Origin of the sequence: Klenkia soli (genome assembly GCF_900103975.1) — a bacterium.
Taxonomy (GTDB): domain Bacteria; phylum Actinomycetota; class Actinomycetes; order Mycobacteriales; family Geodermatophilaceae; genus Klenkia; species Klenkia soli.
In genome coordinates this window covers 116,888-143,786 of record NZ_FNIR01000004.1, presented here as the reverse complement: position 1 = coordinate 143,786, position 26,899 = coordinate 116,888, and the positions used below count along the sequence as shown (strand labels likewise).

Below are 26,899 nucleotides of genomic sequence, written 5' to 3'. Positions count from 1 at the left end.
CGATGACCGATCGGACACCCTCCGGCCCGAGCACCGGCGAGCTCCGCGCGCTGCGCATGACCGCCCAGCGCCTCGCCGGGTTCGTCGAGGCCGGCGACGCCGCCGCGGTGCGCAGCGCCGTCGAGGGCCAACCGCACCTGCTGGCCACGACCACCGAGCGGGCCGGGCAGGACGGCTGGACCCCGCTGCACGTCGCCGTCGCCCACGGGCACGCCGAGCTGGTCGACCTGCTGCTGGACGCCGGGGCCGACCTCGAGGCCAGCACCGAGCACGGGCGCACGCCGCTGCACGTCGCGCTGGAGTTCGCGCCCCAGCTGGTCGACCCGCTGCTGGCCCGCGGAGCCGAGCCCGACGGCGCGGCCGCCGCCTACCTCGGCGACCGCGAGCGGCTGGCCGCCCGGCTGGACGCCGGGGAGTCCTCCGTGCACGACGACGCCGAGATCTCGCTGCTGGGCTTCGCCGCGCTGGGCGGGTCGATCGACGCCGTCCAGCTGCTGCTCGACCGCGGTGCCCACGCCGACGACGGGTCGCTGCGGGCCGCCGCGGCGGCCGGGCACCCCGAGGTGGTCCGCGTGCTGCTGGCCGCCGGCGCCCAGGTCGACCACCGCGACCCCGACACCGGGCGCACCGCCCTGCACGCCGCCGTGGCGGCCGGACCCGGCGGGGGGCGCGAGGAGGTCGTCGGGCTGCTGCTCGCCGCGGGGGCCGACGTCGAGGCGACCACCTCCGACGGCGCCAGCGCGCTGGACATCGCCCGGGTCGCGGCCGCCCGGGACCGCCCCGGCACCGACGGCTCCCCCACCCCGCAGGACGCCCTGGTCGACCTGCTCGAGGGCGCGCCGCAGGCGGGCTGACCGCCCCGGCCGGGCCGCACGACGGGGCAGGGTGAGCCGTACCACTCGCCGCGGGTGCCCTGGGCCCCGCGACACGACCTCCCGGCCGGTAGCATCGGCAACCGGTCCAACGACGTCCACAGACGAAGAAGGCACTCGACCCCGTGTCAAGCGTGAACTCATCCCAGCCCTCCCCCACCGCCTCCGCCGCGGCCGGCGGATTCGGAACCAACGAGTGGCTGGTCGAGGAGATGTACCAGCAGTACCTCGCCGACCCGGGGAGCGTCGACCAGGCCTGGCACGACTTCTTCGACGACTACGCCCCGGGCACCTCCTCGGCCTCCGGTGACGCCGCGGACGTCGACGACGCAGCCGACGACGCACCCGACGAGCCGGCGGCGAAGCCGGCACCCGCCGACGCCGAGGCGTCGGCGACCCGGCCCAGCACCACCGGCACCTCCTCGGCGCCCCCGGCCCCCAAGGCCGTCCCGGTCGAGCCGAAGGCCGCCGCGCCGGTGGTCGCGCAGCCCGCGGACAAGGCCGCCGACCAGCGCCCCGCCGCACCCGCGGCGAAGCCCGCCGCCGCACCAACCGCGAAGCCCGCCGCCAAGCCCGCCGCCGGGGCCGCCCCGGCCGACGACAGCGCCGGCCCGAAGCGGACCGTGCTGCGCGGCGCCGCGGCCAGCGTCGTGAAGAACATGAACGCGTCGCTGACCGTGCCCACGGCCACCAGCGTCCGCGCGGTCCCGGCCAAGATGCTGGTCGACAACCGCATCGTGATCAACAACCACCTGGCCCGCTCCCGCGGCGGCAAGGTCTCCTTCACGCACCTCATCGGCTACGCGCTGGTCCGGGCGCTGGACGACTTCCCCGAGATGAACGCGGCCTTCGCCGAGGTCGACGGCAAGCCCACCCTGGTGCAGCCCGAGCACGTCAACTTCGGGCTGGCCATCGACCTGCCCAAGCCCGACGGCACCCGCTCGCTCGTGGTCGCCAACATCAAGGGCTCCGAGGAGATGGACTTCGCCGCCTTCTGGGGCGCCTACGAGGACGTCATCCGGCGGGCCCGCGGCGGCAAGCTGACCATGGACGACTTCACCGGCACGACGGTCAGCCTGACCAACCCGGGCACCGTCGGCACCAACCACTCGGTGCCCCGGCTGACCACCGGGCAGGGCACGATCGTCGGCGTCGGCGCCATGGACTACCCGGCCGAGTTCCAGGGCATGAGCCCCGAGACGCTCACCGACCTGGCGGTCGCCAAGACCATCACGCTGACCTCGACCTACGACCACCGGATCATCCAGGGCGCCCAGTCCGGCGACTTCCTGCGCCGGCTGCACGGCCTGCTGCTGGGCGAGGACGGCTTCTACGACGGCATCTTCGCCTCGCTGCGCATCCCCTACGAGCCGGTCCGCTGGGTCCCCGACGTCACCGTCCGGCACGAGGGCCAGATCGACAAGGGCGCCCGGGTCGTCGAGCTGATCGAGGCCTACCGGCGCAACGGCCACCTGATGGCCGACACCGACCCGCTCGAGTTCAAGGTGCGCACGCACCCCGACCTCGACATCACCCAGCACGGCCTGACGCTGTGGGACCTCGACCGGCAGTTCCCGGTCGGCGGGTTCGCCGGCGAGAAGGTGATGCCGCTGCGCGACGTCCTCGGCGTCCTGCGCAACTCGTACTGCCGCACCGTGGGCATCGAGTACATGCACATCACCGACCCCGAGGAGCGCGAGTGGCTCCAGAAGCGCATCGAGGTCAAGCACGACGCCCCCAACCGCGACAAGCAGAAGCACGTCCTGGGCCGGCTGAACGCCGCCGAGGCGTTCGAGACCTTCCTGCAGACCAAGTACGTCGGGCAGAAGCGGTTCTCCCTCGAGGGCGGCGAGTCCGTCATCCCGCTGCTGGACGAGGTGCTGCTGGCCTCCACCGAGTACGAGCTCGACGAGGTCGCCATCGGCATGCCGCACCGCGGCCGGCTGAACGTGCTGGCCAACGTGCTGCACAAGCCCTACTCGAAGATCTTCGGCGAGTTCGAGGGCAACATCGACCCGGGCACCGTGCAGGGCTCCGGCGACGTCAAGTACCACTTGGGCGCCACCGGGCACTTCCAGCACCCGGCCCGCGACGCCGGCATCACCGTGTCGCTGACCTCCAACCCCAGCCACCTGGAGGCGGTCAACCCCGTCCTCGAGGGCATCGTCCGCGCCAAGCAGGACATGATCGACAAGGGCGAGCAGGGCTTCACCGTGCTGCCGGTCCTGCTGCACGGCGACAGCGCGTTCGCCGGCCAGGGCGTGGTCGCCGAGACGCTCAACCTGTCGCAGCTGCGCGGCTACCGCACCGGCGGCACCGTGCACGTGGTCGTCAACAACCAGGTCGGGTTCACCACCAGCCCGGCGGCGGCCCGCTCCAGCCTGTACTCCACCGACGTCGCGCGGATGATCGGTGCGCCGGTCTTCCACGTCAACGGCGACGACCCCGAGGCCTGCGTCCGCGTGGCCCGGCTGGCCGTGGACTACCGCCAGGCGTTCCGCAAGGACGTCGTCGTCGACCTGGTCTGCTACCGCCGGCGCGGGCACAACGAGGGCGACGACCCCTCGATGACCCAGCCGCTGATGTACGACATCATCGACCGCAAGCGCTCGGTCCGGAAGCTGTACACCGAGGCCCTGGTCGGCCGGGGCGACATCACCCTGGCCGAGGCCGAGGAGGCGCTCAAGGACTACCGCGGGCAGCTCGAGCGGGCCTTCAGCGAGACCCACGACGCGCAGGAGACCTCCAAGCAGGTCCGCCCGGTCGACCAGCGGCCCTCCGAGTCGGCGAAGACCGCGATCACCACCGAGGTGCTCAAGGCCATCGGCGACGCCCACGTCTCGCTGCCCGAGGACTTCACCGTCCACCCGAAGCTGCAGAAGATGCTCGAGCGGCGCGCGGCGATGGTCAGCGAGGGCGGCGTCGACTGGGCCATGGGCGAGCTGCTGGCCTTCGGGTCGCTGCTCATGCAGGGCGTCCCGGTGCGGTTGGCCGGCCAGGACTCCCGCCGCGGCACGTTCGTGCAGCGCCACTCGGTGCTCATCGACCGGGAGGACGCGAAGGAGTACACGCCGATCGCGAACCTCGCCGACGACCAGGCGAAGTTCTTCGTCTACGACTCCCTGCTCAGCGAGTACGCCGCGCTGGGCTTCGAGTACGGCTACTCGGTGGCCCGCAAGGACGCCCTGGTGCTCTGGGAGGCCCAGTTCGGCGACTTCGTCGACGGTGCCCAGCTGATCATCGACGAGTTCATCTCCTCCGGCGAGGCCAAGTGGGGCCAGCGGTCGGGCGTCGTCCTGCTGCTGCCGCACGGCCTGGAGGGCCAGGGCCCCGACCACTCCAGCGGTCGGCCCGAGCGCTTCCTGCAGATGTGCGCCGAGAACAACATGACGGTCGCCAACTGCTCGACGCCGGCGAACTACTTCCACCTGCTGCGCCGCCAGGCGCTGTCCGAGACCCACCGCCCGCTGGTGGTCTTCACGCCGAAGTCGCTGCTGCGGGCCAAGGCCGCGGTCAGCGCCGTCGAGGACTTCACCGACCAGGGCTTCCGGCCGGTGCTGCCCGACCCGGGTGTCGGTGGGGAGCCGCTGGACGACCAGGCCGTGCGCCGGGTCCTGCTGTGCAGCGGCAAGGTCGCCTACGACCTGCTCGCCTCCCGCGAGGCCGAGGGCACCGACGACGTCGCCGTGCTGCGGGTGGAGCAGCTCTACCCCCTCCCGACCAGCGAGCTGGTGCAGGCCCTCGACCGCTACCCGAACGCCGCCGAGGTGGTCTGGGTGCAGGAGGAGCCGGCCAACATGGGGGCCTGGCAGTTCATGGCGGTCAACCTGCCCGCCGAGCTGCCGGCCGGGAAGACCCTGTCGGTGGTCAGCCGCAAGGCCTCGGCCAGCCCCGCGGTGGGGTCGGCCAAGATCCACGAGGCCGAGCAGAAGGACCTGGTCACCCGCTCGTTCGCGCAGTAGCCACCCGTGTACTTCACCGACCGCGGGATCGAGGAGCTGGTCACCCGCCGGGGCGAGGAGGAGATCTCCTTCGCCTGGCTGGGTGACCAGCTGCAGGCCTTCGTCGACGCGCACCCCGACTTCGAGGTACCGGTCGAGCGCCTGGCCACCTGGCTGGCCCGCGGCGGCACGGACGACGACGACGAGGACTGAGCGCCGCGGCACGACGGTGCTGCTGGGGGCGTTGTCGGCGTTCGGTCCGCTGTCGATGGACCTCTACCTGCCGGCGCTGCCCTCGCTGGAGGCCGAGTTCGGCGCCGGCCAGGGTGCTGCGCAGCTGACCCTGACGTCGGTGGCGGTCGGCCTGGCCGCCGGCCAGCTCGTGGCCGGGCCGCTGTCGGACCGGTTCGGCCGCCGGGTGCCGGTCCTCGTCGGGGTGGCGGCGTACACCGCGGCGTCGGTGCTCTGCGCGCTGTCGCCGTCGGTCTGGGTCCTGGTCGGCGTCCGCCTGCTGCAGGGCCTGGCCGGAGCGGCCGGGATCGTGCTCGCCAGGGCCGTCGTCCGCGACACCACCGAGGGCGTCGCGGCCGCCCGGGCCTTCGCCCTGCTGGCCTCGATCGGCGGGGCCGCCCCGGTGCTGGCACCTGTCCTGGGCGGGCAGCTGCTGCGGTTCACCACCTGGCGCGGCGTCTTCGGCGTGCTGGCGCTCATCGGCGTCGTGCTGCTGGTCGCGGCCGCGCGGCGGTTGCCGGAGACGCTGCCGGCCGACCGCCGTGTGCGGGGCGGGGCCCGGGCGACGCTCCGCAACGCCCGCGAGCTGCTCGGCCACCGTGCCTTCCGGACCGCGGTCCTGGCCCAGGGCCTCGGGTTCGGCGCCCTGTTCACCTACATCTCGACGTCGTCGTTCGTTCTGCAGAGCGGGTACGGGCTCACCCCGGTGCAGTTCAGCCTGGTGTTCGCCGGCAACGGCGTCGGCATCGTGCTGGCCGGTCAGCTCTCCCGCGCGGTGGTGGCCAGGACCGGGTCCCGCGCACTGCTGCGCACCGGCACCGCGCTGCAGCTGGTCGGCGGCGGGGGGCTGGTGGTCGCCGCGCTCGGCGGGGCCGGGCTGCCCGTCGTGCTGCCGCTGGTCGGCCTGGCGGTGGCCGCGACCGGCTTGGTGCTCCCCAACGCCACCGCCCTCGCCATGGCCGGCGCCGCCCGGAGCGCGGGCACCGCCTCGGCCCTGGTCGGTGCGGCGCAGTTCGCGATCGCCGGGGTCGGGGCCCCGCTGGCCGGCCTGGGCGCGGCCGGGACCCTGCTGCCGATGGCTGCGGTGATGACCGGGTTCGCCGTCCTGGGCACGACCGCAGCCCTGCGCGTACCGCCACCGGCTGCGCCCGGCACCGCGGCGCCCGGGGACACCAGCGGGGAGGACCGGCTACCTTCCGCCTCGTGACCGGCCTCCCCCTCACGGCGGCGCCCGGGCTGACCCGCGGCACGCACCTCGGGTACGCCCTGGGCTCGATCGGCACGGCGGCGTTCGGCACGGTGCCGGGGCTGCTGCTGCTCTACTACCTCACCGACGTCCTCGGGGTCGGGGCCGGGGTGGCCGGTCTGGTGGTGTTCGCACCGAAGGCGTGGGACGTCGTCCTCAACCCCTGGGTGGGTGCCCGGTCGGACGCGACGACGAGCCGGTGGGGTCCGCGCCGGCCGTGGATGCTGGCCGGCGGCCTGGCCCTGCCGCCGCTGTTCGTGCTGGTGTTCGCCGGGCCGGGCGGGCCGCCGTGGCTGGCCGCCACCTGGGTGGCGGTCGCCTTCCTGCTCGCCGCGACCGCCTACGGGCTCTTCCAGGTGCCCTACGTGGCCCAGCCCGCCGAGATCACCCTCGACCCCGGCGAGCGGTCGACCCTGGTGTCGTGGCGGGTGGCCGCGCTGGCGGTCGGCATCCTGCTCGCCGGGGCCGGCGCACCGGCCGTGGTCGACCTGGCCGGCGGGGGCCGGGCGGGGCACCTGGCCATGGCGGCGTTCGTGGCGGTGCTGCTGGCCGGGGGGATGCTCGGGGCGGTGGTCGGCACCCGGTCGGCGCGCACGCTGACCCGGGTGCAGAGCGAGGGCCGGCCGCTCGCGACGCTGCGGGTCGCGGTGCGGGTGCGTCCGTTCCGGCTGCTGCTGGGCGCCTTCGTCGTCCAGGCGCTGGGCATCGGGGTGATGCTGGCCGGGGTGCCGTACTACGCGCGGCAGGTGCTCGGCGACCCCGCGGCCGGCACCCTGCTGTTCGTCGCGCTGGTCGGCCCGGCGATCGTGGTGATGCCGCTGTGGCTGCGGCTGGGCCGCCGCCTGGGCAAGCGGACCGGTCTGCTGGCCGCCGGCACCGTGTTCGCCGCCGGTGCCGCCGGGCTGGCGCTGGGCGCCCCGGGGCGCACCGCGCTGGTGCTCGCCCTGGTCGTGGTCGTCGGCGTGGGCTACGCCGGGCTGCAGATGTTCCCGCTGGCGATGCTGCCCGACGTCGTGGCGGCCGACGAGGCGTCCTCCGGCCGACGCCGGGCCGGGGTCTTCACCGGCGTCTGGACGGCGGCCGAGGCCCTCGGGCTGGCCGTCGGGCCCGGGGTGCTCGGCGGGCTGCTCGCGCTGGCCGGCTACCGCTCGTCGTCGGGCACCGCCGTGGTCGCCCAGACCGCGGCGGCCGACACCACGGTGCTGCTGGGCTTCAGCCTGCTGCCCGCCCTGCTCGTGCTCGCCTCGCTGCCGCTGGTCGCCCGCTACCGCCTGGAGCCCACCCCGTGACACCCGAGCAGGTGCTGGCCGAGCTCACTGCCCTGGCCACCGACGACGTCCCCACCCACGGCGGCGCCACCATGGCCTACGTCTACGACTCCGGGCTGGCCGAGGTCGACGCCCTGGCCGCGGCCGCGCAGGCCGCGTACCAGTGGACCAACGCGCTGGACCCCACCGCCTTCCCCAGCGTCGCCCGCATCGAGGGCGACCTGGTCGGGGCCGCCCTCGGGCTGCTGGGCGGCGGCCCGGGTGCGGTCGGCACGGTGACCTCCGGCGGGACCGAGAGCTGCCTGCTGGCCGTCCTGGCCGCCCGCACCCGGTGGCGCGCGGCGCACCCCGGCGACGAGCGCCGCCCGCAGCTGCTGCTACCGGTCACCGCGCACGCGGCGTTCCGCAAGGCCGCGCACCTGTTCGACCTCGCCGTGGTCGACGTGGGCGTGGACCCGGAGACCTGCCGGGTCCGGCCGGACGACGTCGCGCAGCTGCTCTCGACCCGCACCGCGCTGGTGGTGGTGAGCGCGCCCTCCTACCCGCACGGCGTGCTGGACCCGGTGGCCGAGGTGGCGGCGGTGGCCGCCGCGGCCGGGGCGCCCTGCCACGTGGACGCCTGCATCGGCGGGTGGCTGCTCCCCCACCTCGACGGCGACACCGGCACCGCACCGTTCGACCTGTCGGTGCCCGGCGTGACCAGCCTGTCGGTGGACCTGCACAAGTACGGCTACGCCCCCAAGGGCGTGTCCCTCCTGCTGACCGGCGATCCGGAGTTCCGGCTGGGCCACTGGTTCGCGACCGCCGGCTGGCCGGGGTACCCGGTGGTCAACCCGACCCTGGCCGGCACCCGACCTGCCGGGCCCATGGCGGCGGCCTGGGCGGTGCACCGCTGGCTGGGGGTCGAGGGCTACCGGCGGCTGGCCCGCCGGGCCCGGGAGGCGACGACGGCGCTGGTGGCCGGGCTGGGCGGCGTCCCCGGGGTGCGGGTGGTCGGCGACCCGGCGACGACGCTGGTGGCGCTGGCCGGCACCGACGGCCTGGATGTGCTGCACCTGGCCGACGAGATGACCGCCCGCGGCTGGTTGCTGCAGCCGCAGCCGCCGTTCACCCAGCCCGACGGCACGACCCTGCCGGCCACGCTGCACCTGACCGTCACCGCGGCCACCGCCGACCGGGTGCCCGCCCTGCTGACCGACCTGGCCGACGCCGCCCGGGCCGCGCTCGAGCTGCCTCCCCCGGTGCCCGACCCCGGCCTGGTCGCCGCGGCGCAGGGTCTGGACCCGGCCGCGCTCACCGTCGCCGAGGTCGACGGCCTGCTGGCCTTCGCCGGTCTGGACGGCGGCCCGCTGCCCGAGCGGATGGCCCCCGTGCACGCCCTGGTCGCCGCCCTCCCCCGCGAGCTGGCCGAGCGCCTGCTGGCCGGCGTCCTGGACCGCGTCCACCGCCCGCACTGATCCCGCCGTGATCATGGGGTTGTCGCCCGGTGACGCGCTGCATCCGGCGTGTCACCGGGCCAGAACCCCATGATCACCGGTCGGGGTGTCGACGATGGGCCCCGTGCTGGGTCACTCTCATGCTCTGTCCGGGCTCGCCGTCGGGGCGGCGTCCCTTCCTGTCGCTCCGCTGAGCGGGACCGTCGCGCAGCTCGGCTGGGTCGCGGCCGTGGGCGGGATGGCGATGCTGCCCGACCTGGACCAGCGCGGCTCGACGATCTCCCGCATGTGGGGGCCGCTGACCGAGGTACCGGCGGGGCTGGTCGGGAAGCTCACCGGCGGGCACCGGCACGGCACGCACGACGCCGTCCTGGCGCCCCTGGCGTTCGGCGGGCTGGCGCTGGCCGCCGCGCAGGCCACCTGGGCGTCGCTGCTGCTGCTCGCGCTGGCCATCGGGCTCGCGCTGCGCGCGCTGCACGTCGTCGTCCCCGGGCGGTTCGAGGAGACGGTGGTCGGCAACCTGGTGCTCTCGTGGGGCAGTGCCTGGTTGCTGCTGGCCCACTCGCCCTCACCCGGCTGGCTGCCGTGGGCGGTGGCGCTGGGCGTGCTGGTGCACGTCGCCGGGGACTTCCTGACCTGCGGCGGGGTCCCGGTGCCGCTGGTCTGGCTGGTGCGACCGCGGGCGACGGTGGCGTTCTCGCCGATGCGGACCGGCGGGTTCACCGAGAAGGTGCTGCTGGTGCCGGCCTTCGTGGTGGCCACCCTGGTGCTGCTGTGGCTGAACCTGCCGGCGGCGGCGGTCTGGTCGGAGCTCACCGCCGCCGGCTGAGGTCAGCCCCGCACGACTCCCTCGGCCCGCGCTGCGGCGGCGACCGCGGTGGCCACGGCCGCGGCCACGCGCCGGTCCAGCGGCGAGGGCACGATGTAGTCGGGCCGGACCTCGTCGCCCACGACGTCGGCGATCGCGGTGGCCGCGGCCAGCTTCATGCCCTCGGTGATCGCGGTCGCGCCGGCGTCGATGGCGCCCCGGAAGACGCCGGGGAAGGCCAGCACGTTGTTGATCTGGTTGGCCAGGTCGCTGCGCCCGGTGGCCACCACCGCGGCGTACCTCGCGGCCATCAGCGGGTCGACCTCGGGCGTGGGGTTCGCGAGGGAGAACACGATGCACCCCGGCGCCATGGCCGCGATCGCCTCCTCGGCCACCGACCCCCCGGACAGCCCCAGGTAGACGTCGGCGCCGGCCAGGGCCTCGACCATCGTGCCGGTGCGGCCGGTCGGGTTGGTGTGCTCGACCAGCCACTGCTTGGACCCGGAGAGCCCCTCGCGCCCGGCGTGCAGCAGACCCTTCGAGTCGGCCACCGCGATCTCCCCGATGCCCGCCTCCAGCAGGATCTTGGTGCAGGCCACGCCGGCCGCGCCGGCACCGGAGACCACCACGCGCAGGTCGGCGAGCTGCCGCCCGGTGACCTTCGCGGCGTTGCGCAGCGCAGCGAGGACGACGATCGCGGTGCCGTGCTGGTCGTCGTGCATGACCGGGATGTGCAGCTGCTCCTTGAGCCGGGCCTCGACCTCGAAGCAGCGCGGCGCGCTGATGTCCTCGAGGTTGATGCCGCCGAACGAGGGCGCGATGGCCAGCACGGTGGCCACGATCTCGTCGACGTCGGTGGTGGACAGCACGATCGGCACGGAGTCCAGGTCGGCGAACTCGCGGAACAGGCAGGCCTTGCCCTCCATCACCGGCAGCGCGGCGGCGGGCCCGATGTCACCCAGACCCAGGACGGCGGTGCCGTCGGAGACGACCGCGACGACGCGGGGGGCCCAGGTGAAGCGCCGGGCGAGCTCGGGCTCGGCGGCGATGGCGCTGGAGACACGGGCTACACCCGGGGTGTAGGTGAGGGCGAGGTCGGCGATCGACGTGATGGCGCCCTTGGTGCGCACCGAGAGCTTGCCGCCCTCGTGCACCGCGAAGGCGGGGTCGTCGGCGAACCGGTCGGTCGAGCTGGTCATGACACTCTCCGTTGAGCCCATGGACCGGGGAGCGTAGAGCAGCGACCCACGTCACTGCGGCGCAGCGGGCAACCATCCCGGCCGGGGCCGCACCCTCAGCAGCACGCGGCCGACGACCACGGCCACCCCGTAGGCCCGGCTGTCGTCGGCGACCGACGGGTTGTCGCCCTGGACCCAGTGCCCACCGGGCACCGGGCGCACCACCCGCTTGACCACGAGCAGCTCGGGCCGCGCGGGGAACCGGGCGAGGACGACGTCGCCGGGGCGCGGGGGCGAGCCGGGCCGGGCGCGGGCCACCAGCAGCCGGTCGCCGTCCTTGAGGGTCGGGGACATCGAGGGCCCGCGGACCCGCGCCAGCACCCAGCGGGTGGCCAACCCCGGGACGTCGTCCGGTGGTCCCGTCTCCGACATGTCTGCCCTGATCACCGCGGGTAGGGTCCCAGACGACCCATCCCCACGAACTCCGGAGGAACTCCCATGCGGCTGTTCAGCCTGTTCTCCGCCGTGGAGGCCACCGCGCACTGCGACCTCCCCTGCGGCGTGTACGACCCCGCCCAGGCCCGCATCGAGGCCGAGTCGGTCAAGGCCCTGCAGGAGAAGTACCAGGGCAGCGACGACGAGGTGTTCAAGACCCGTGCGCTGATCATCAAGGAGCAGCGGGCCGACCTGGTCAAGCACCACCTGTGGGTGCTGTGGACCGACTACTTCAAGCCGCCGCACTTCGAGAAGTACCCGCAGCTGCACGAGCTGTTCAACAAGGCCACCAAGCAGGCCGGCGCCTCGGGTGCCAAGCAGTCCGTCGACCCCGCCGAGGGCCAGAAGCTGCTGGACTACATCGCCGAGATCGACACGATCTTCTGGGAGACCAAGGCCGCGGCCTGAAGCCCTGCTCGACCGACGACGCCGGGTCGCCCCTCCGCGGGCGGCCCGGCGTCGTCGTCCCTGCTCCTCCGCCCCCCTCCCCGAGGTGACCGTGACCGACCGCTCCCGGCTGGACCTGCGCGCCCTGCTGGAGCAGGTCGAGGCCGCCGCCCCCGTCGACGCCGTGACCGTGGTGGCCGCCGAGCTGTCGGCCGCCGTGGCGGCACGGGCGGTCTCCTTCCTCATCGCCGACTTCTCGGGGCACTCCCTGGTCCGGCTGGGCACCGTCACCCCGTCGGGTGCGGCCACCCGCACCACCGGGACCGAGAGCGCCGACACCCTCGACCTGGCCGGCAGCGACCACGGCGAGGTGCTGCGCACCCAGCGGCCCCTGGTCACCCCGGGCCCCGAGGGCACCCGGGTGCTGGTCCCGGTGACCGACCGCGGTGACGCGCTGGGCGTGCTCGAGCTGGTGCTGCCCGACGAGCCGGGCCCCGAGGTGCTCGCCGACGTCGCCGCGGCCGGCCACGCGCTGGCGTACGTGCTCATCGCCAACCGCCGGCACACCGACCTGTTCGAGTGGGGGCAGCGCACGACGCCGTTCTCGCTGGCCGCCGAGATCCAGCGGCGCCTGCTCCCGGCGTCCTTCACCTGCGAGGCCGGCCAGTTCACCGTGTCGGGCTGGCTGGAGCCCGCGGCCACCGTCGGCGGGGACACCTTCGACTGGTCGCTGGACCGGCACAGCCTGCAGGTGTCGATCACCGACGCGGTCGGCCACGACGTGGCCGCCGCCCTGCTCGCCACCCTGCTGGTCGGCTGCCTGCGCAACGAGCGCCGGCGCGGGGCGGACCTCGCCGCGCAGACCCGGGCGGCCAACGACGCGGTCGCCCAGCACGGCAGCCACGGCCAGTTCGTCACCGGCCAGGTGCTGCGGGTCGACCTGACCACCGGGGCCGCCCTGCTGGTCAACGCCGGCCACCCGGCGCCGCTGCGGCTGCGCGACGGCGTGGTCGAGGAGCTGGAGCTGCTGGTGGACCTGCCCTTCGGGGTCCAGCGGGGCCGGGACTTCCGGCTGCAGGAGTTCGAGCTGCGGCCCGGCGACCGGCTGGTGTTCCTCACCGACGGCATGCAGGAGCGCGACGCCGCCGCGGTCGACGTCGTCGCGGCGGTCAGCAGCAGTGCCGGCGCGCACCCGCGCCAGGTGGTGCACGCGCTCGGCTCGGCCGTCGTCCGGGCCGTCGGGCAGGAGCTCTCCGACGACGCGACCGTCGTCTGCCTCGACTGGTACGGCGGTGAGCTCCGCCCCCGCAGCAGCGACAGCGGGGCCAGCGCCGAGCACGCCTCGACGTGAGCCCGCGGCGAGCAGCAGCCACCGCGGCCACCCACCGGTAGCCTCGGACCCCGATGCGCATCGACCGGGCCGGCTGGCCCTTCATCACCGTCCCGCTCGCCCCGGCGGTCGCCCTCGGGGTGCTCGGGCGGCTGACCGGCACCCGGTCGGCGCGGGCTGCGGCTCGGGCTGCGACGTGGCCCCTGCTCGGGCTGTCGGCCTACATGGCGTTGTTCTTCCGCGACCCGCAGCGCCGGTGCGACACCACCCCGCCGGGCACCGACGACGTGCTCTCCCCCGCCGACGGCATGGTGATGGTGGCCGGTCCCGCCCAGGAGGGTGTCGCCCCCGAGCCGGTGCCCGAGGGGGGCTGGCAGCAGGTCAGCATCTTCCTGTCCGTCGTCGACGTGCACGTCAACCGCTCGCCCTACCGCGGCACGGTCACCAGCAGCACCTACACGCCGGGCAGCTTCCTGGCCGCCTACCGGGCCGAGAGCGCGCACCGCAACGAGCGCAGCGAGATCTGGTTGGCCGACGGCGACCGCACCGTGGTCTTCCGGCAGCTGGTCGGCGTGCTGGCCCGTCGCATCGTCACCCGCACCGGCCCCGGCGAGCAGCTGGCCGCCGGCGAGCGCATGGGCCTGATGAAGTTCGGCTCCCGCATGGACGTCTTCCTCCCCGCCGACGCCACCCTGGCCGTGACGAAGGGGCAGCGGGTGCGCGGCGGCGAGACCGTCATCGCCCGCTGGGGCACCCCGGACGACGGCGGCGGACGGTGACCCGCGAGACCACCCGGCGCACCCAGACCGTCGAGTTCGTCCGCGCCTCGTCGCGCCGGGGACGCAGCCGGGCCCGCTCGTGGCTGCCCAGCCTGTTCACCCTGGGCAACATGCTGTGCGGGTTCGCCGCGATCCTGGTGGCCTTCCGGGGGCAGTACGCGCTGGCCTGCGTGCTCATCGGCGCCTCGGTCATCCTCGACATCGCCGACGGCGCGGTCGCCCGCATGGTGGGTGCGGTCTCCCCCTTCGGCCTGCAGTTCGACTCCCTGGCCGACCTGGTGTCCTTCGGCCTGGCCCCCTCGCTGCTGACCTTCGCGCTGTTCTCCGCGGGCCGCGACGGCTTCGACCCGCTGGGCTGGATCGCCTGCTTCGTGTGGGTGGCGTGCGCGGCGATCCGGCTGGCCCGGTTCAACACCACCGTCGACCCCACCGCCGACAAGCGGTTCTTCGTCGGCCTGCCCAGCCCCGGTGCCGCCGGCGTCGTCATGGCCAGCGTGTTCGCCTTCTCCGACGTCCTCGAGGGCCGCGACCGGTTGTGGGTGCTCCTGGTCGTCCTGGTCCCCGGACTGCTGATGATCTCCACGATCCGGTGGCGCTCGTTCCGGTCGCTGGTCAGCCCGAAGAGCCGGCGCCCCTACGGCCTGGTCACCGCGGCCGTGCTCGTGGCCGTCGGCCTGGCCACGGTCCCCGTGCTCACCTTCTGCGTGGTGGCCTACGGCTACCTGCTGTCGCCGCTGCTGGTGCCGGTGGTCTCGCCGCTGGGCCGGCTGGTGCCGACCCGGGTCAAGGACCTGCTGTCGTGAGCGTGCGGCCGGTCGAGCCCGCCGACGTGCCCGTCGTCCTCGGCCTGGTCCGCGAGCTCGCCGACTACGAGAAGAGCCTCGACGAGGCGCGGATGACCGCCGAGCAGCTGCACGCCGCGCTCTTCGGCGACTCCCCCGCCCTCTTCGGGCACGTCGCCGTGGACGCCGGGGGCGCGGTCGCCGGGTTCGCGCTGTGGTTCCTGAACTTCTCGACCTGGCGCGGCACCCACGGGGTGCACCTCGAGGACCTCTACGTCTCCCCCGCCCACCGCGGCACGGGCCTGGGCCGCGAGCTGCTGCGCACGCTGGCCGCGGTGTGCGTCGAGCGCGGCTACGCGCGGCTGGAGTGGTCGGTGCTGGACTGGAACACGCCCTCGATCGAGTTCTACCGCGCCGCCGGTGCCCGCCCGCAGGAGGGCTGGTCGGTCTACCGGCTCACCGACGACGCACTGACCGACTTCGCCGGCACCGAGAGGACCTCATGAGCGAGCGCAGGCCCAGCGAGTGCTGGTTGACCGACATGGACGGCGTGCTGGTGCACGAGGGCCAGGCGCTGCCCGGCGCGGCCGACTTCCTGCAGCGGCTGGTCGACCGCGAGCGCCGGTTCCTGGTGCTCACCAACAACTCGATCTTCACCCCGCGCGACCTCGCCGCCCGCCTGGCCCGCTCGGGTCTGCACGTGCCCGAGGAGGCCATCTGGACCTCCGCCCTGGCCACCGCCGACTTCCTGGCCACCCAGCTGCCCGGCGGGTCGGCCTACGTCATCGGCGAGGCCGGGCTGACCACCGCCCTGCACGAGGCCGGCTACACGATCACCGACACCGACCCCGACTACGTGGTGCTGGGCGAGACCCGCACCTACAGCTTCGAGGCGATCACCCGGGCCATCCGGCTGGTCGAGGCCGGGGCGCGGTTCATCGCCACCAACCCCGACGTCACCGGGCCCTCGGCCGAGGGCTCGCTGCCCGCCACCGGCTCCGTGGCGGCGCTCATCACCAAGGCCACCGGGGCCGAGCCCTACTTCGTCGGCAAGCCGAACCCCATGATGTTCCGCTCGGCGCTGAACCGGATCGACGGCCACTCCGAGTCCACCACGATGATCGGCGACCGCATGGACACCGACATCGTGGCCGGCATCGAGGCCGGGCTGGAGACGGTGCTGGTGCTCACCGGTTCGACCCGGGCGTCGGACGTCTCGCGCTTCCCGTTCCGCCCCAGCCGGGTCCTCGACTCCATCGCCGACGTGATCGACCTGGTCTAGCGGTCGGAGTAGGCCAGCCGGGCCTCGGGGGTGGCCAGGAACCAGCACACACCCGCGACGCAGGCCAGCACGGGGACGCCCAGCAGCGGCCGCTCCGCCTCGAAGGCGGTCACGTAGCCGAACGCCCCGAGCAGGAGCTGCAGCACCACCACGGGACCCCGGGCCCACGCCGCGACCCGCCGCATCCCGACCGCGCACGCCGCCAGCGCAGCGGCACCGAGCAGCACGTACACCACCTCGGCCAGGGCCCGGCCGACGCTGTCGGGGTCGCCGGTGACGGTCAGCCACAGCACGACGCCGGCGACCACCACCGCGGCGAGGGCCTCCAGCCCGACGAGCAGCGCGGCCAACCGCACCGCACGGGGGGCCTCGGTGGTCGGCCGCGGCGGCCGCGGGGCCGTCTCGCGGGCGCTGCCGCCCAGCAGCCGCTCGGTCCACCGACGACCGCCGGGGTCCTGCGAGCGCGCTGCCACGGGGGCGAGGCTACGCGGGCCCTCGTCGGCGGGCTGGCTACTGTCGAGGGCATGCGCGCGCTCCTGGTGGCCAACCCGGCGGCGACGACCACCACCGCGAAGGTCCGCGACGTCCTGGTCCGGGCCCTGTCCAGCGACCTGAAGGTCGACGTCGCCGAGACCACCCACCGCGGGCACGCCCACGAGCTCGGCGCGCAGGCGACGGCCGACGGGGTGGACGTCGTCGTCACCCTCGGTGGCGACGGCACGGTCAACGAGACGGTCAACGGCATGCTCGCCGACGGCCCGGGGGCCCACGTGCCCACCCTCGCCGTCGTGCCCGGCGGGTCCACCAACGTCGTCGCCCGCGCCCTGGGCCGCTCCCGCGACCCGGTCGAGGCCACCGCCGAGATCCTCGACTCCCTCCGCGCCGGGCGCACCCGTCGGATCTCGCTGGGCACGGCCAGCGCCCGGGTGGCCACCGAGACCGACATCGCCTGGGGCCCGGGCTGGACCGCCCCCCGGTACTTCGTCTTCTCCGCGGGCCTCGGCTTCGACGCCGACGTCATCCGCCGGGTCGAGGAGCAGCGGGCGCGGGGTCGGCGGTCCACCGGCGGCCTCTACGTGCGTGCCGGTACCCGGGCCTTCCTGCTCGGCCCCGACCGGCGCCGGCCGTCGATGACGCTGCACGTGCCGGGACGGGCCCCCGTCGAGCACCTGTTCCTGTGCCTGGTCGCCAACGTCAACCCCTGGACCTACCTCGGCGACCGACCCATCAGCCCCAGCCCCGAGGCCGGCTTCGACGGCGGCCTGGCCACGTTCGCGATGGGCCGGGTCGGCCCGGTCCGCATGCTGGCCACCCTGCGCGCCACGATGTCCGACCGCCCGCACACCTCCGGCCGGCGGGTGCACCGCGAGCACGACCTGGCCGAGCTCGAGGTGACGTCGAGCCGACCGCAGGAGTGGCAGCTCGACGGCGACCACCTGGGGCCGGCGACCGCCCTGCGGGTCCGCGGCGTGCCGGCCGCCCTGGACGTCGTCGTCTGATCCCCTCGGCAGCCAGCACCCAGGTCGTCGACAGCTCCGTGGGGCACCCGCCGACCCACTGGGGTGGCAGACCTGGTAGAGGCGTGGTGAGGTTGCTCATACGAGGGGATGGCGAGCGGCTGAACTGCTTGACAGCTCCCCGTCGCGTGAAACGATCGACCACGAACGCAACCCGCTGGTAACACCAGCGTGCGGGTGCCGCCGACAGCGATCCAGCCGTCGTCGGCCGACCAGGGTCCGGCCTCGTGCCGGACCCGGGGTACGGGCACACCGTAGACGACACCGAGGAGCACACCGACATGGACTGGCGCCACCGCGCCCTCTGCCGGGACGAGGACCCCGAGCTCTTCTTCCCCATCGGGACGACGGGCCCTGCGGTCACCCAGATCGACCAGGCCAAGGCTGTGTGCCACCACTGTCCGGTGGTGCAGTCCTGCCTCGAGTGGGCGCTGACCTCCGGCCAGGACTCCGGTGTCTGGGGCGGGCTCTCCGAGGACGAGCGCCGGGCGCTCAAGCGGCGCACCCAGCGCGCCCGCGTCCGCACCGCCTGACGTCCCCGCCGACGCACCGAACGACCTCGAGGACCCCGCTCCTCGTCGCCCCGAGCAGGACCGGGCCGACGAGGGCGGGGTCCTCCGTCGTCAGCGGCGGGAGCGGCCGGCCCCCGGCAGGGTGAGGACGGCGACCGTACCCGGACCCTCGGCCGGCGCGGTGATCTCCAGCCGGCCGTGCAGCTCGCTGGTGACCAGGGTGCGCACGATCTGCAGACCCAGGCCCTTGCTGGCCGTGACGTCGAAGCCGGGGGGCAGCCCCCGTCCGTCGTCGGCGATGCGCACCACGAGGTCGTGGCCGTCCCGCTCGGCGACGAGCTCGATGCGGCCGGCGGCGGCCCCGACGAACGCGTGCTCGACGGCGTTGTGCATCAGCTCGGTGACCGCCAGCACCAGCGGGGTGGCGTTCACCGCCGGCAGCTCGCCGAACCGGCCCGTGCGGCCGATCCTCGCCGCGGGCCCCACCGAGGCGACGTCGCCCAGCATCGGCAGCACCTGGTCGAGCACCTCGTCCACGTCGACGACGTCCTCCCGGCTGCCGGCCAGCGTGTCGTGCACGACCGCGATCGACGCCACCCGGCGCACCGCCTCCAGCAGGGCGTCCCGGGCCGCGGGCTCGGCCACCCGCCGGGCCTGCAGCCGCAGCAGCGCGGCCACCGTCTGCAGGTTGTTCTTCACCCGGTGGTGGATCTCGCGGATGGTGGCGTCCTTGGTCATCAGCGCCCGGTCGCGCCGGCGCACGTCGGTCACGTCGCGCACCAGCACCAGGGCGCCGTGCTCACCGCCGGGTGCCTGCAGCGGCAGGGCGCGGACCAGCATCGTGGCTCCGTCGCCCTCGACGTCCAGCGGGTCGGGGTACCGCCCGGCGACCGCGGCCGCGATGTGCGCCGCGACGACCTCGCCGACGACCCGGTCGGTCGCCGAGCGACGGGTCAGCTCGGCGAGGTCGGCGCCGACGACGTCGCCGGACAACCCCATCCGGCGGTAGGCCGACAGCGCGTTGGGGCTGGCGTAGACCGCCCGCCCGTCGCCGTCCAGGCGCACCAGGCCGTCGCCGACCCGGGGACTCATCTCGGCGTCCTCGAGCATGCGCGGCGGGAAGGTGCCCGCCGAGACCATCTGGCCGAGCTCCGCGGCGATGTCGAGGTAGGTGAGCTCGAGCTCCGACGGCGGGCGGGTCGCCGAGATGCGGGTGTCCCGCGCGAGCACCGCGACGACGGCGCCCTCGTGCCGCACCGGCAGCACCTCGCGGCGCCGAGGGGCCGACCCGGTGCCGTCGGGTTCCTCGACGACCGGCTCGCCCTCCTGGTGCACCTGCACGAAGGAGCCCGCCTCGGCGGCGGCCACCTCGACACCCACGAGGTCCTCGGGCTGGGTGGTCGACGCGGTCAGCGGGCGCACCTGCGCGACGCACCACCAGGCACCGCCCGGCAGCGGCACCCACAGCGTCAGGTCGGCGAAGGACAGGTCGGCCAGCAGCTGCCAGTCGGCGACCAGGCGGCGGGCGTGGTCGGCCTGCGACGGGCTGACCGCGGGCGCACGGGAGAGCCGCTCGGACAGGCTGCTGCGCTGGGTCACCTGCGACTAGGCGGTGACGGTCGCGATGAGGTCGCCCTCCTGGAGGACCTCGCCCTCGACCACGTGCAGCTCGGTGACGGTGCCCGCCCGCTCGGTCAGCACCGGGATCTCCATCTTCATGGACTCGAGGATGACCAGCGTGTCGCCGGCGGCCACCTCGGCGCCGGGGGCGACCAGCACCTTCCACACGCTGGAGACCATCTCGGCGTGGATCTCCTCGACCGCCACCGGCGGACCTCCTCGTGCTCGTGGGTGTCTCGGGTGTGTCGGGACCATCCAACCACCCCGCGACGGGCGCCGGATCAGGCTGCGGCGAGCTGGCGCAGCACCTCGCGCACCGCGTCGCCGTCGTGCGGCACCCCGGTGGCGGGCAGCCCGGAGAGGACGTCGACCACCCGGCCGGCCGCCGCGGCGGTGTCCGGTCCGCTGGCGCTCACCGTGGCGAGGAGCGCGTCGTACCAGCCGTCCAGCCGGTCGCCGGGTGCGTAGCCGCCGACCGCCACGACCTCGGCGTCGACCGGGCCCACGAGGTCGGGCAGCCGGCCGGTGACCCGCCCCGGTGTGCCGGGCGGCAGCGTGGCGCGCAGCTGGGCGACCACCGCCGGGCGGGGCGGGGTGCGCCGGTCGGGACGCAGCCGGCCGGAGGCGCAGCGCAGCGCGAGGTCGACGGCGTCGACCGCGTGCGCCCGCTCGAGGACGGCGAGGTCCAGGGAGAACCCGGCGGCCACCTCGGCGAGCTCGCCGTCGGGGTCGATGCCCACGGTGACCAGCCCCCGCCAGCCGACCTCGGCGAGCCGGCGGGCGGCCCGGGGCAGCTCGAGCCCCCCACCCGCCGGCCACCCGGCCGGTGTCCAGGAGACCCGCGCGGTGCCGGCGTCCCGGTCCCGCCGGACCGGGGTCACGTGCCGGAGTCCGTCGGGGGTGACGACGGCGAGGAAACCCTGCGCGCTGGCCGGCTCGACGCCGTCGCCGCCCAGCCGCTCCAGCACCCCGGCCGCCGGTCCGACCCAGGTCAGCCCGGCCGCCACGACCGCCGCGGCCAGCTCGGCGTTCCCGGCCAGCGCCGGGGGCACCGGCAGGACCGCGTCGACCCCGCTGCGCCGGGCGGCCTCGACCAGGCGGGGCACCGACAGGTAGGACTCCGCGGCCGGCGCCGGGCCGAGCCACACCGAGTCGTCGGCCAGCCGTACGTGCCGGGCGTCGCGCTCGCTGGCCGAGTGCACGGCGACCGTCTTCACCCCGAGCACCTCGGCGGCCCGGATCACCGCGCACGCCATGGGCCCGCGCCCCGCCACCAGGACGCTCCCGATGCCCGTCCCGCCGGTGTCCGCCACTGCCCGCCCCCGTCCTGCCCGGAGCTCGTCCCCCGCGCTCCCCCCGGTCCATGCCCGGATGACGTCCCCGCACACCCTCCACCACCCGGCGGGTCGAGGACGTCCGGCGCGCGGGCCGGGGCTCGTGAGACCCTGGACGGCCGGTGCCCGAGGAGCTCGGGACCCCGTGAGGAGAGGAGGGCAGCGATGTCCAAGCGTGGACGCAAGCGGCGCGCCCGCAAGAAGAGCGGCGCCAACCACGGCAAGCGCCCCAACGCCTGAACCAGGCGAGCGCAGGAGGGCCCGGACGACGTCGTCGTCCGGGCCCTCCGTCGTCCGTGCTCAGCGCGTCCGTGCTCAGCGTTCGGCGGTGCGCTCCACCGTGACCTGCTCGACGGTGACCGTGGTGCCGTTCTCCTCGAAGGCGACCTGGGTCAGCTGGAGCTTGATCCGGTCCTTGAGCCCCATCGGCGTGGGGTCGCCACCGCAGCGCTTGCGCACCAGGGCCTTGAACTCCTGCTCGATGCCGAACTCCCGCAGGCACGGGGAGCAGTCCTCGAGGTGCTCGGCGATGACGGCACGACGCTCGTCGCCGGTCTCGTGGTCGAGGAACTCGAAGACGTGGCTGAGCACGTCGTCGCAGCTGTTGATCTGGGTGTCGCCGGTGTTCGTGTCGCTCACGATGCCGATCCCTCCTCGAAGGCACCCGCCCGGGCGAACCCGCGCTCCCGGGCGTAGCCGGCCAGCAGCTTCTGCAGCCCGCGCCGCCCGCGGTGCAGCCGGGACATCACCGTGCCGATGGGCGTGCCCATGATCTCGGCGATCTCCTTGTAGGCGAAGCCCTCGACGTCGGCCAGGTAGACCGCGAGCCGGAAGTCCTCGGGCAGCTGCTGCAGGGCGTCCTTGATGTCGGTGTCGGGGAGGTGGTCCAGCGCCTCCATCTCGGCCGACCGCAGACCGCTGGAGCTGTGCTCCTCGGCGGCGAACAGCTGCCAGTCCTGCACCTGGTCGGTGGGGTACTGCTGCGGCTGCCGCTGCTTCTTGCGGTAGTTGTTGATGTAGGTGTTGGTCAGGATCCGGTACAGCCAGGCCTTGAGGTTCGTGCCCTCGGCGAACTGGTGGAACGCGGAGTAGGCCTTGACGAACGTCTCCTGCACGAGGTCCTCGGCGTCGGCCGGGTTGCGGGTCATCCGCAGCGCCGCCGGGTACAGCTGGTCCAGGAAGGGCAGGGCGTCGCGCTCGAAGCGGGCGTCGCGCTGGGCGCGGGTCTCGGTCTGCTCGCTGCGGCTGCCGTCGGCCCGGGCCTCGGGGGTCTCGACCGCCGCGGGGGTGGTCGACCCGGTGTCGTCCGTGGTGTCTTCCGTGCTGTCGTCGGGCACCGACCGTCCTCTCTGCGGCGCCCGCAGACGGGACACCACGTCGGACGATCCTAGTCGCGCGGGCACCGCGCGGCCGGGCGGACGACGGGTCGCCGAGGGGACCACGGCCGGGCGGGCCCTCGTCGGTAGCGCTGCACTGGTCACGGTCCCTGCAGCGTCGTGGCCCCCCGTCGCATTCCCCGCCGGCCCGGGTCGGCCCTAGGGTCACGGCATGGCGGCGACCCCCGCGCTGCGGGTGCTGGAGAAGGCGGGTGTCGCCTTCGAGGTGCGCAGCTACGACCCCGACGACCACGAGACCGGCCAGGGCTACGGCGAGGCCGCCGTGCACGCCCTGGGCCAGGACCCCGCCCGGGTGTTCAAGACCCTGGTCGCCCGGGTCGACGGCGTGCTCACCGTGGCGGTGGTGCCCGTCGGCGGGCAGCTGGACCTCAAGGCCCTGGCCGCCGCGGTGGGCGGCCGCAGGGCGGTGATGGCCGACCCCGGCGACGCCGAGCGCAGCAGCGGGTACGTGCGCGGCGGCATCAGCCCCCTGGGCCAGCGGAGGGCGCTGCCCACCGTCGTGGACGCGAGCGCGCTGGGCCTGCCGACGGTGTGCGTCAGCGGCGGCCGCCGCGGCCTGCAGGTGGAGCTGGCACCGGCCGACCTGGTAGGGCTGACCCGGGCCCGCACCGCGCCGATCGGCCGGTGAGGGTCAGCCGTACGGGGTGAGCAGCTGGTCGACGGGGGCGAAGTCGTCGGTGAGCACCGGGGCGCTGCCGACGAAGGCGGTGAGGTCGGCGCCGGCCACGATCTCCCAGGGCAGCGCCCGCCCGGTCAGCGCCGCCGCGATCGCCGCGGTGTCCAGGGGGCTGCGCGAGGCGACCGCGACCACGTTGCCGCCCTCCCGCCCCTCGACCACCGGACCGCGGGCGAGCAGGGCGACGTGCGGGAAGACCTGCTGCATCGTGGCCAGCTCGGCCCGCAGGAAGGACAGCGGGCCGTGGTCGATGAGGTTCACCGCGTAGACGCCGTCGTCGGTCAGCGCCCCGTCGACCAGCTCGAGGGCCTCGACGGTGGCCAGCTGCCAGGGCACCGCCAACCCCCCGAAGGCGTCGCCGACGACCAGGTCGCGGGTGCCACCGGGCTCCTGCGCGAGGCCGGTGCGGGCGTCGCCGACGTCGACCCGCAGCTGCGCGGAGGTCTCCAGCCCCAGCTCGTCGCGGTCGACGGCCAGCACGCCGGCGTCGACCTCCAGCACCCGGCTGGTGGTGCCCGGGCGGACGTCGGCCAGGTAGCGCGGCAGGGTCAGCCCGCCCCCGCCGACGTGCAGCGCCGAGATCGCCTCGCCGGGCCGGGCGAGGGTGTCGGTGACCGACGCGATCGTGCGCACGTAGCCGAACTCGAGGTGGGTCGGGTCGTCGAGGTCGACGTAGGAGTGCCGCAGGGTGTCGAGCACCAGGGTGCGGCCGCCCTCGCGGGCGGGGTCGGCCACCACCCGCGCGCAGTGGTAGGTCGTCTCGACCTGGCACGGGCTGGGGGCGACGACGGCCAGGCCGGTGCCCGCGAGCGCGGCCACGAGCAGGGCGCCGGGCAACCGCACGGCCACCGTGCGGCGCAGCAGCAGCTGCAGACCGATCCCGGTGGCGACCACCACGAGGCCGGTGCCGACCAGGATGACGCTGGTCGGCAGGACGGCGACGAGCACGAACCCGGTGCCGAAGGTGGCCGCGATGCCGCCCAGGGTGCCGATGCCCGACAGCTTGCCGACCACCGAACCGGTCTCGCGCAGGCTCCCCAGCTGGAGGGCGACGACCATCGGCGGCACCGCCGACAGCAGCGCGGCGGGCAGCACGACGGCGACCGCGGCCAGCAGCAGCACGCTGCCGGCGTCCGCCCCGGACAGCAGTGCCCCGGCGAACCGGACCACCGGCACGACGGCGACCACCAGCGCCCCGCCGGCGACCAGCAGCGGGGCGAGCAGGCCGCGGGGGTCGCGTCGGTCGGCCACCGCTCCCCCGGCCCAGGCACCCACCGCGATCGCGGCCAGCGCGAACCCGATCACGGCGGTGTTGGTCTGCAGCGTGATGCCGACGTAGGGGGCGATCAGCCGGAGGCCGGCGATCTCGAGCACCAGCACCGCGCCGGAGGCCAGGAACGTGACCACGGCCGCGACCCAGCCGGGCAGCGCGCGCGACCCGGGCTCGACGGCGGGCTCCTCGGTGCGGGCCACTCAGAACAGCGCCGGTTGGTCGGCCGGCTCGGCCACCGACTCCTGCCGGGCGGTCAGCTGCTCGCCGCCGTTGGCCACGTTGCCCACGGCTGGGCCGACGGGGCGGATCTCGAGGCCCTCGACGACCGCCGGCGGGGTCGGCTCGACCAGCGCCTCGACGTCGTCGCGGCCCAGGTCCAGCCAGTCGGCCCACCGGTCGCGGGGCAGCACCAACGGCATGCGGTCGTGGATGCGCGTCAGCGCACCGACGGCCGGTGCCGTGATCACGGTGCACGAGTAGACCCGGTCGTCGCCCCGCCCCCAGACCTCCCACAACCCGGCGAAGGCCAGCCCGGAACCGTCCTCGGGGGTGACGTACCAGGGCTGCTTGCCCGGCGCGTGCTCCCGCGGCGACCACTCGTACCAGCCGTCGGCGGGAACCAGGCACCGGCGGGCCCGGGCCGCCTTGGCGAACGCCGGCTTGCTGGTCAGCGACTCGACCCGGGCGTTGAGCATGCGGTTGCCGACCGAGACGTCCTTGGCCCACGAGGGCACCAGACCCCACCGGACGACGCGCAGCTCGCGGTGGCTGGCCCCGGTCGGCGCGCCCTCGGCGTCCCGCTCCCTCGCCTGCCGGACGACGTACACGTCCTTCGTCGGCGCGACGTTGTAGTCGGCGGCCAACGGCGCCTGGTCCGGTGCCGGCACCGCCTCGAACTCGACGGTCAGGTCCTCGGGGCGGCGACTGGCCGCATAGCGCCCGCACACGGTGGCCTCCAGCTGCTGCGACATCGGCGGTGGTGCTGCCCGGAACTGTAGGTGCGGGGTCCGACAGGAGGCTCGTCCGCGTGCTGCTCCGTGTGCTGCTCCGTGTGCCGTCGGACCGACCGGGTAGGGGTGACCCGACCCCATCAGCGACGAGAGGCCGCATCGACGTGACGAGCACGCAGGACAGCACCACCGCGAACCGCACCTACGCCACCGTGAACCCGTTCACCGGCGAGACCGAGCGGGAGTTCGACGCCCTCCCCGGCGACCAGGTGACCGCGGTCGTCGACCGGGCGCACACCGCGTTCCTGGACTGGCGCACCCGCAGCGTCGCCGACCGCGCCGCCGTGGTCGGCAGGGCCGCGGACCTCATGCTCGAGCGCACCGACGCCTTCGCCGCGCTCATCACCACGGAGATGGGCAAGCGCATCCAGGAGGCGGCGGGCGAGGTGCAGCTGGCCGCGAGCATCCTGCGGTACTACGCCGACCACGCCGAGGAGTTCCTCGCCGAGCGCACGATCCAGGTGATGAAGGGCGAGGCCGTCGTCGTCAACGAACCGACCGGCGTGCTGCTGGCCATCGAGCCCTGGAACTACCCGCTCTACCAGGTCGTCCGGGTGGCCGGCCCGAACCTGACCCTGGGCAACACCGTGCTGCTCAAGCACGCCGAGAACAACCCGCAGTGCGCGCTGGCGCTCGAGGAGCTCTTCCGCGACGCCGGCGCCCCCGAGGGCGTCTACACCAACTTGTTCCTGAACATCTCCGACGTCGAGACCGTCATCGCGCACCCGGCGGTGCAGGGCGTCACCCTCACCGGCAGCGAGAAGGCCGGTTCGGCGGTCGCCTCGCTGGCCGGCAAGCACCTGAAGAAGTCGGTGCTCGAGCTCGGCGGCAGCGACCCGTTCGTCGTCCTCGACACCCCCGACCTGGGCCGCACCGTCAAGGCCGCGACGATGGGCCGCATGGCCAACACCGGCCAGGCCTGCATCGCCGCCAAGCGCATCATCGTGCTCGCCGACGTGTACGACGACTTCGTCGCCGGCATGCAGCAGGCCTTCTCCGGCTTCACCCCCGGCGACCCCGCCGACCCGGCCACCACGCTGGGCCCGCTGTCCACCGAGAAGGCCGCGCAGGAGCTGCACGCCCAGATCCAGGACGCCGTCGAGAAGGGCGCCACGGTGCTCGCCGGCGGTGGCCGCCCCGAGCACGCCGGCGCCTTCGTCGAGGCCACCCTGCTCGCCGACGTCACCCCGGACATGCGCGCCTACTCGGAGGAGCTCTTCGGGCCGGCCGCGGTGATCTACAAGGTGCAGACCGAGGACGACGCCGTCGCGCTGGCCAACGACAGCAGCTACGGGCTGTCGGCCGTCGTCTACTCCGGGGACGCCGAGCGCGCCCGCGGGGTCGCCGACCGGCTGGAGTCGGGCATGGTCTGGATCAACCAGCCCTCGGGCTCCTCCCCCGAGCTGCCCTTCGGCGGCGTCAAGCGCTCGGGCTACGGCCGCGAGCTCTCCGAGCTGGGCATGTTCGAGTTCGCGAACCGGCGCCTGGTGCGCACCCTGCCGGCGACCAGGTGAGCACCGGGCAG

General features: G+C 74.7%; 28 protein-coding genes. 18 read left to right on the top strand and 10 right to left on the bottom strand.

The window, feature by feature from the left end:
* Positions 1–2 precede the first annotated feature (2 nt).
* The 7 genes from BLS67_RS07475 (at position 3) to BLS67_RS07445 (ending at position 9,823) form a co-directional block, all read left to right on the top strand.
* Positions 3–854, top strand: a complete 852-nt coding sequence (locus tag BLS67_RS07475; RefSeq protein ID WP_091242396.1) for an ankyrin repeat domain-containing protein — start codon at positions 3–5, stop codon at positions 852–854.
* A gap of 152 nt (positions 855–1,006) precedes the next feature.
* Positions 1,007–4,834: a multifunctional oxoglutarate decarboxylase/oxoglutarate dehydrogenase thiamine pyrophosphate-binding subunit/dihydrolipoyllysine-residue succinyltransferase subunit gene (locus BLS67_RS07470; RefSeq protein WP_242653896.1), complete on the top strand. Its 3,828-nt coding sequence runs from the start codon at positions 1,007–1,009 to the stop codon at positions 4,832–4,834.
* 6 nt (positions 4,835–4,840) lie between these two features.
* A complete protein-coding gene (locus tag BLS67_RS07465; RefSeq protein ID WP_091242389.1) occupies positions 4,841–5,026 on the top strand; it encodes a DUF6104 family protein in 186 nt (61 codons plus the stop codon).
* 16 nt (positions 5,027–5,042) lie between these two features.
* On the top strand, positions 5,043–6,251 hold the full coding sequence (locus BLS67_RS07460) for a multidrug effflux MFS transporter (protein ID WP_207500403.1): 1,209 nt from the start codon (positions 5,043–5,045) through the stop codon (positions 6,249–6,251).
* Positions 6,248–7,579 (top strand): MFS transporter, encoded by a 1,332-nt coding sequence (locus BLS67_RS07455; protein WP_091242385.1) that lies wholly within the window; start codon positions 6,248–6,250, stop codon positions 7,577–7,579. The genes BLS67_RS07460 and BLS67_RS07455 overlap by 4 nt, the downstream gene beginning before the upstream one ends.
* The gene (locus tag BLS67_RS07450) at positions 7,576–9,015 is read left to right on the top strand and encodes a pyridoxal phosphate-dependent decarboxylase family protein (RefSeq protein ID WP_207500401.1); all 1,440 of its coding nucleotides are present in this window, start codon (positions 7,576–7,578) and stop codon (positions 9,013–9,015) included. The genes BLS67_RS07455 and BLS67_RS07450 overlap by 4 nt, the downstream gene beginning before the upstream one ends.
* Positions 9,016–9,109: 94 nt before the next feature.
* Positions 9,110–9,823: a metal-dependent hydrolase gene (locus tag BLS67_RS07445; protein ID WP_242653895.1), complete on the top strand. Its 714-nt coding sequence runs from the start codon at positions 9,110–9,112 to the stop codon at positions 9,821–9,823.
* Between the two features lie 2 nt (positions 9,824–9,825).
* On the opposite strand, the gene BLS67_RS07440 is transcribed toward BLS67_RS07445, so the two are convergent.
* Together BLS67_RS07440 and BLS67_RS07435 are read right to left on the bottom strand one after the other, a co-directional pair.
* Positions 9,826–11,001 (bottom strand): NAD(P)-dependent malic enzyme, encoded by a 1,176-nt coding sequence (locus BLS67_RS07440; protein WP_207500398.1) that lies wholly within the window; start codon positions 10,999–11,001, stop codon positions 9,826–9,828.
* A gap of 51 nt (positions 11,002–11,052) precedes the next feature.
* The gene (locus BLS67_RS07435; RefSeq protein ID WP_242653894.1) at positions 11,053–11,427 is read right to left on the bottom strand and encodes a S26 family signal peptidase; all 375 of its coding nucleotides are present in this window, start codon (positions 11,425–11,427) and stop codon (positions 11,053–11,055) included.
* 51 nt (positions 11,428–11,478) lie between these two features.
* On the opposite strand from BLS67_RS07435, the gene sodN reads away from it, so the two are divergent.
* The 6 genes from sodN to BLS67_RS07405 all read left to right on the top strand — a co-directional run bounded on the left by sodN (position 11,479) and on the right by BLS67_RS07405 (position 16,035).
* Positions 11,479–11,883: a superoxide dismutase, Ni gene (gene sodN, locus BLS67_RS07430; RefSeq protein WP_091242375.1), complete on the top strand. Its 405-nt coding sequence runs from the start codon at positions 11,479–11,481 to the stop codon at positions 11,881–11,883.
* Positions 11,884–11,974: 91 nt separating this feature from the next.
* Positions 11,975–13,213: a PP2C family protein-serine/threonine phosphatase gene (locus BLS67_RS07425; RefSeq protein ID WP_091242371.1), complete on the top strand. Its 1,239-nt coding sequence runs from the start codon at positions 11,975–11,977 to the stop codon at positions 13,211–13,213.
* A 53-nt stretch (positions 13,214–13,266) separates the two neighbouring features.
* Positions 13,267–13,971: a phosphatidylserine decarboxylase gene (locus BLS67_RS07420; protein WP_091242368.1), complete on the top strand. Its 705-nt coding sequence runs from the start codon at positions 13,267–13,269 to the stop codon at positions 13,969–13,971.
* Positions 13,968–14,774, top strand: a complete 807-nt coding sequence (gene pssA / locus BLS67_RS07415; protein WP_091242365.1) for a CDP-diacylglycerol--serine O-phosphatidyltransferase — start codon at positions 13,968–13,970, stop codon at positions 14,772–14,774. Before BLS67_RS07420 ends, pssA begins: the two co-directional genes overlap by 4 nt.
* Positions 14,771–15,259, top strand: a complete 489-nt coding sequence (locus BLS67_RS07410; RefSeq protein ID WP_091242363.1) for a GNAT family N-acetyltransferase — start codon at positions 14,771–14,773, stop codon at positions 15,257–15,259. The genes pssA and BLS67_RS07410 overlap by 4 nt, the downstream gene beginning before the upstream one ends.
* A complete protein-coding gene (locus BLS67_RS07405) occupies positions 15,256–16,035 on the top strand; it encodes an HAD-IIA family hydrolase (RefSeq protein ID WP_091242360.1) in 780 nt (259 codons plus the stop codon). Before BLS67_RS07410 ends, BLS67_RS07405 begins: the two co-directional genes overlap by 4 nt.
* On the opposite strand, the gene BLS67_RS07400 is transcribed toward BLS67_RS07405, so the two are convergent.
* Entirely contained in the window at positions 16,032–16,508 is a 477-nt protein-coding gene (locus BLS67_RS07400; protein WP_242653893.1) for a hypothetical protein, read from the bottom strand. The two genes, BLS67_RS07405 and BLS67_RS07400, sit on opposite strands and share 4 nt — an antisense overlap.
* A 51-nt stretch (positions 16,509–16,559) precedes the next feature.
* Here BLS67_RS07400 and BLS67_RS07395 point away from each other — a divergent pair, with 51 nt between their 5' ends.
* Positions 16,560–17,534 carry a diacylglycerol/lipid kinase family protein gene (locus tag BLS67_RS07395; RefSeq protein ID WP_091242357.1) on the top strand — a complete coding sequence of 325 codons (975 nt, stop codon included), beginning with the start codon at positions 16,560–16,562 and terminating at the stop codon, positions 17,532–17,534.
* 299 nt (positions 17,535–17,833) lie between these two features.
* A complete protein-coding gene (locus BLS67_RS07390) occupies positions 17,834–18,085 on the top strand; it encodes a WhiB family transcriptional regulator (protein ID WP_091243071.1) in 252 nt (83 codons plus the stop codon).
* 90 nt (positions 18,086–18,175) lie between these two features.
* On the opposite strand, the gene BLS67_RS07385 is transcribed toward BLS67_RS07390, so the two are convergent.
* The 3 genes from BLS67_RS07385 to BLS67_RS07375 form a co-directional block, all read right to left on the bottom strand.
* A complete protein-coding gene (locus tag BLS67_RS07385; protein WP_091242354.1) occupies positions 18,176–19,663 on the bottom strand; it encodes a sensor histidine kinase in 1,488 nt (495 codons plus the stop codon).
* A gap of 6 nt (positions 19,664–19,669) precedes the next feature.
* Positions 19,670–19,891, bottom strand: a complete 222-nt coding sequence (locus tag BLS67_RS07380; RefSeq protein ID WP_091242349.1) for a biotin/lipoyl-binding carrier protein — start codon at positions 19,889–19,891, stop codon at positions 19,670–19,672.
* Between the two features lie 74 nt (positions 19,892–19,965).
* Positions 19,966–20,997 (bottom strand): biotin carboxylase N-terminal domain-containing protein, encoded by a 1,032-nt coding sequence (locus BLS67_RS07375; RefSeq protein ID WP_242653892.1) that lies wholly within the window; start codon positions 20,995–20,997, stop codon positions 19,966–19,968.
* Between the two features lie 186 nt (positions 20,998–21,183).
* Between BLS67_RS07375 and BLS67_RS24955 the strand changes: the two genes are divergently transcribed.
* Entirely contained in the window at positions 21,184–21,258 is a 75-nt protein-coding gene (locus tag BLS67_RS24955) for a 50S ribosomal protein bL37 (RefSeq protein ID WP_014742531.1), read from the top strand.
* 75 nt (positions 21,259–21,333) lie between these two features.
* Here the strand turns inward: BLS67_RS24955 and rsrA are convergent, their stop codons facing one another.
* Entirely contained in the window at positions 21,334–21,657 is a 324-nt protein-coding gene (gene rsrA, locus BLS67_RS07370) for a mycothiol system anti-sigma-R factor (RefSeq protein ID WP_242653891.1), read from the bottom strand.
* Complete coding sequence (locus tag BLS67_RS07365; RefSeq protein WP_242653890.1) at positions 21,654–22,355, bottom strand: sigma-70 family RNA polymerase sigma factor; 702 nt, start codon at positions 22,353–22,355, stop codon at positions 21,654–21,656. Before BLS67_RS07365 ends, rsrA begins: the two co-directional genes overlap by 4 nt.
* 211 nt (positions 22,356–22,566) lie before the next feature.
* Between BLS67_RS07365 and ybaK the strand changes: the two genes are divergently transcribed.
* On the top strand, positions 22,567–23,043 hold the full coding sequence (ybaK, locus tag BLS67_RS07360; RefSeq protein ID WP_091242341.1) for a Cys-tRNA(Pro) deacylase: 477 nt from the start codon (positions 22,567–22,569) through the stop codon (positions 23,041–23,043).
* Between the two features lie 3 nt (positions 23,044–23,046).
* Here ybaK and BLS67_RS07355 read toward each other — a convergent pair whose 3' ends face one another.
* Both BLS67_RS07355 and BLS67_RS07350 read right to left on the bottom strand, forming a co-directional pair.
* Entirely contained in the window at positions 23,047–24,564 is a 1,518-nt protein-coding gene (locus tag BLS67_RS07355; RefSeq protein WP_091242338.1) for a fused MFS/spermidine synthase, read from the bottom strand.
* The gene (locus BLS67_RS07350; RefSeq protein ID WP_242653889.1) at positions 24,565–25,335 is read right to left on the bottom strand and encodes an SOS response-associated peptidase; all 771 of its coding nucleotides are present in this window, start codon (positions 25,333–25,335) and stop codon (positions 24,565–24,567) included.
* A gap of 143 nt (positions 25,336–25,478) precedes the next feature.
* On the opposite strand from BLS67_RS07350, the gene BLS67_RS07345 reads away from it, so the two are divergent.
* The gene (locus BLS67_RS07345) at positions 25,479–26,888 is read left to right on the top strand and encodes an NAD-dependent succinate-semialdehyde dehydrogenase (protein ID WP_091242335.1); all 1,410 of its coding nucleotides are present in this window, start codon (positions 25,479–25,481) and stop codon (positions 26,886–26,888) included.
* Positions 26,889–26,899: the final 11 nt, after the last annotated feature.

Excerpts from the sequence above, each read along its gene's own strand:
- ybaK (WP_091242341.1), top strand. The coding sequence starts at position 22,567 with ATGGCGGCGACCCCCGCGCTGCGGGTGCTGGAGAAGGCGGGTGTCGCC.
- BLS67_RS07475 (WP_091242396.1), top strand. The coding sequence starts at position 3 with ATGACCGATCGGACACCCTCCGGCCCGAGCACCGGCGAGCTCCGCGCG.
- BLS67_RS07395 (WP_091242357.1), top strand. The coding sequence starts at position 16,560 with ATGCGCGCGCTCCTGGTGGCCAACCCGGCGGCGACGACCACCACCGCG.
- sodN (WP_091242375.1), top strand. The coding sequence starts at position 11,479 with ATGCGGCTGTTCAGCCTGTTCTCCGCCGTGGAGGCCACCGCGCACTGC.
- BLS67_RS07350 (WP_242653889.1), bottom strand. The coding sequence starts at position 25,335 with ATGTCGCAGCAGCTGGAGGCCACCGTGTGCGGGCGCTATGCGGCCAGT.
- BLS67_RS07405 (WP_091242360.1), top strand. The coding sequence starts at position 15,256 with ATGAGCGAGCGCAGGCCCAGCGAGTGCTGGTTGACCGACATGGACGGC.
- BLS67_RS07445 (WP_242653895.1), top strand. The coding sequence starts at position 9,110 with ATGGGCCCCGTGCTGGGTCACTCTCATGCTCTGTCCGGGCTCGCCGTC.
- BLS67_RS07420 (WP_091242368.1), top strand. The coding sequence starts at position 13,267 with ATGCGCATCGACCGGGCCGGCTGGCCCTTCATCACCGTCCCGCTCGCC.
- BLS67_RS07440 (WP_207500398.1), bottom strand. The coding sequence starts at position 11,001 with ATGACCAGCTCGACCGACCGGTTCGCCGACGACCCCGCCTTCGCGGTG.
- BLS67_RS07390 (WP_091243071.1), top strand. The coding sequence starts at position 17,834 with ATGGACTGGCGCCACCGCGCCCTCTGCCGGGACGAGGACCCCGAGCTC.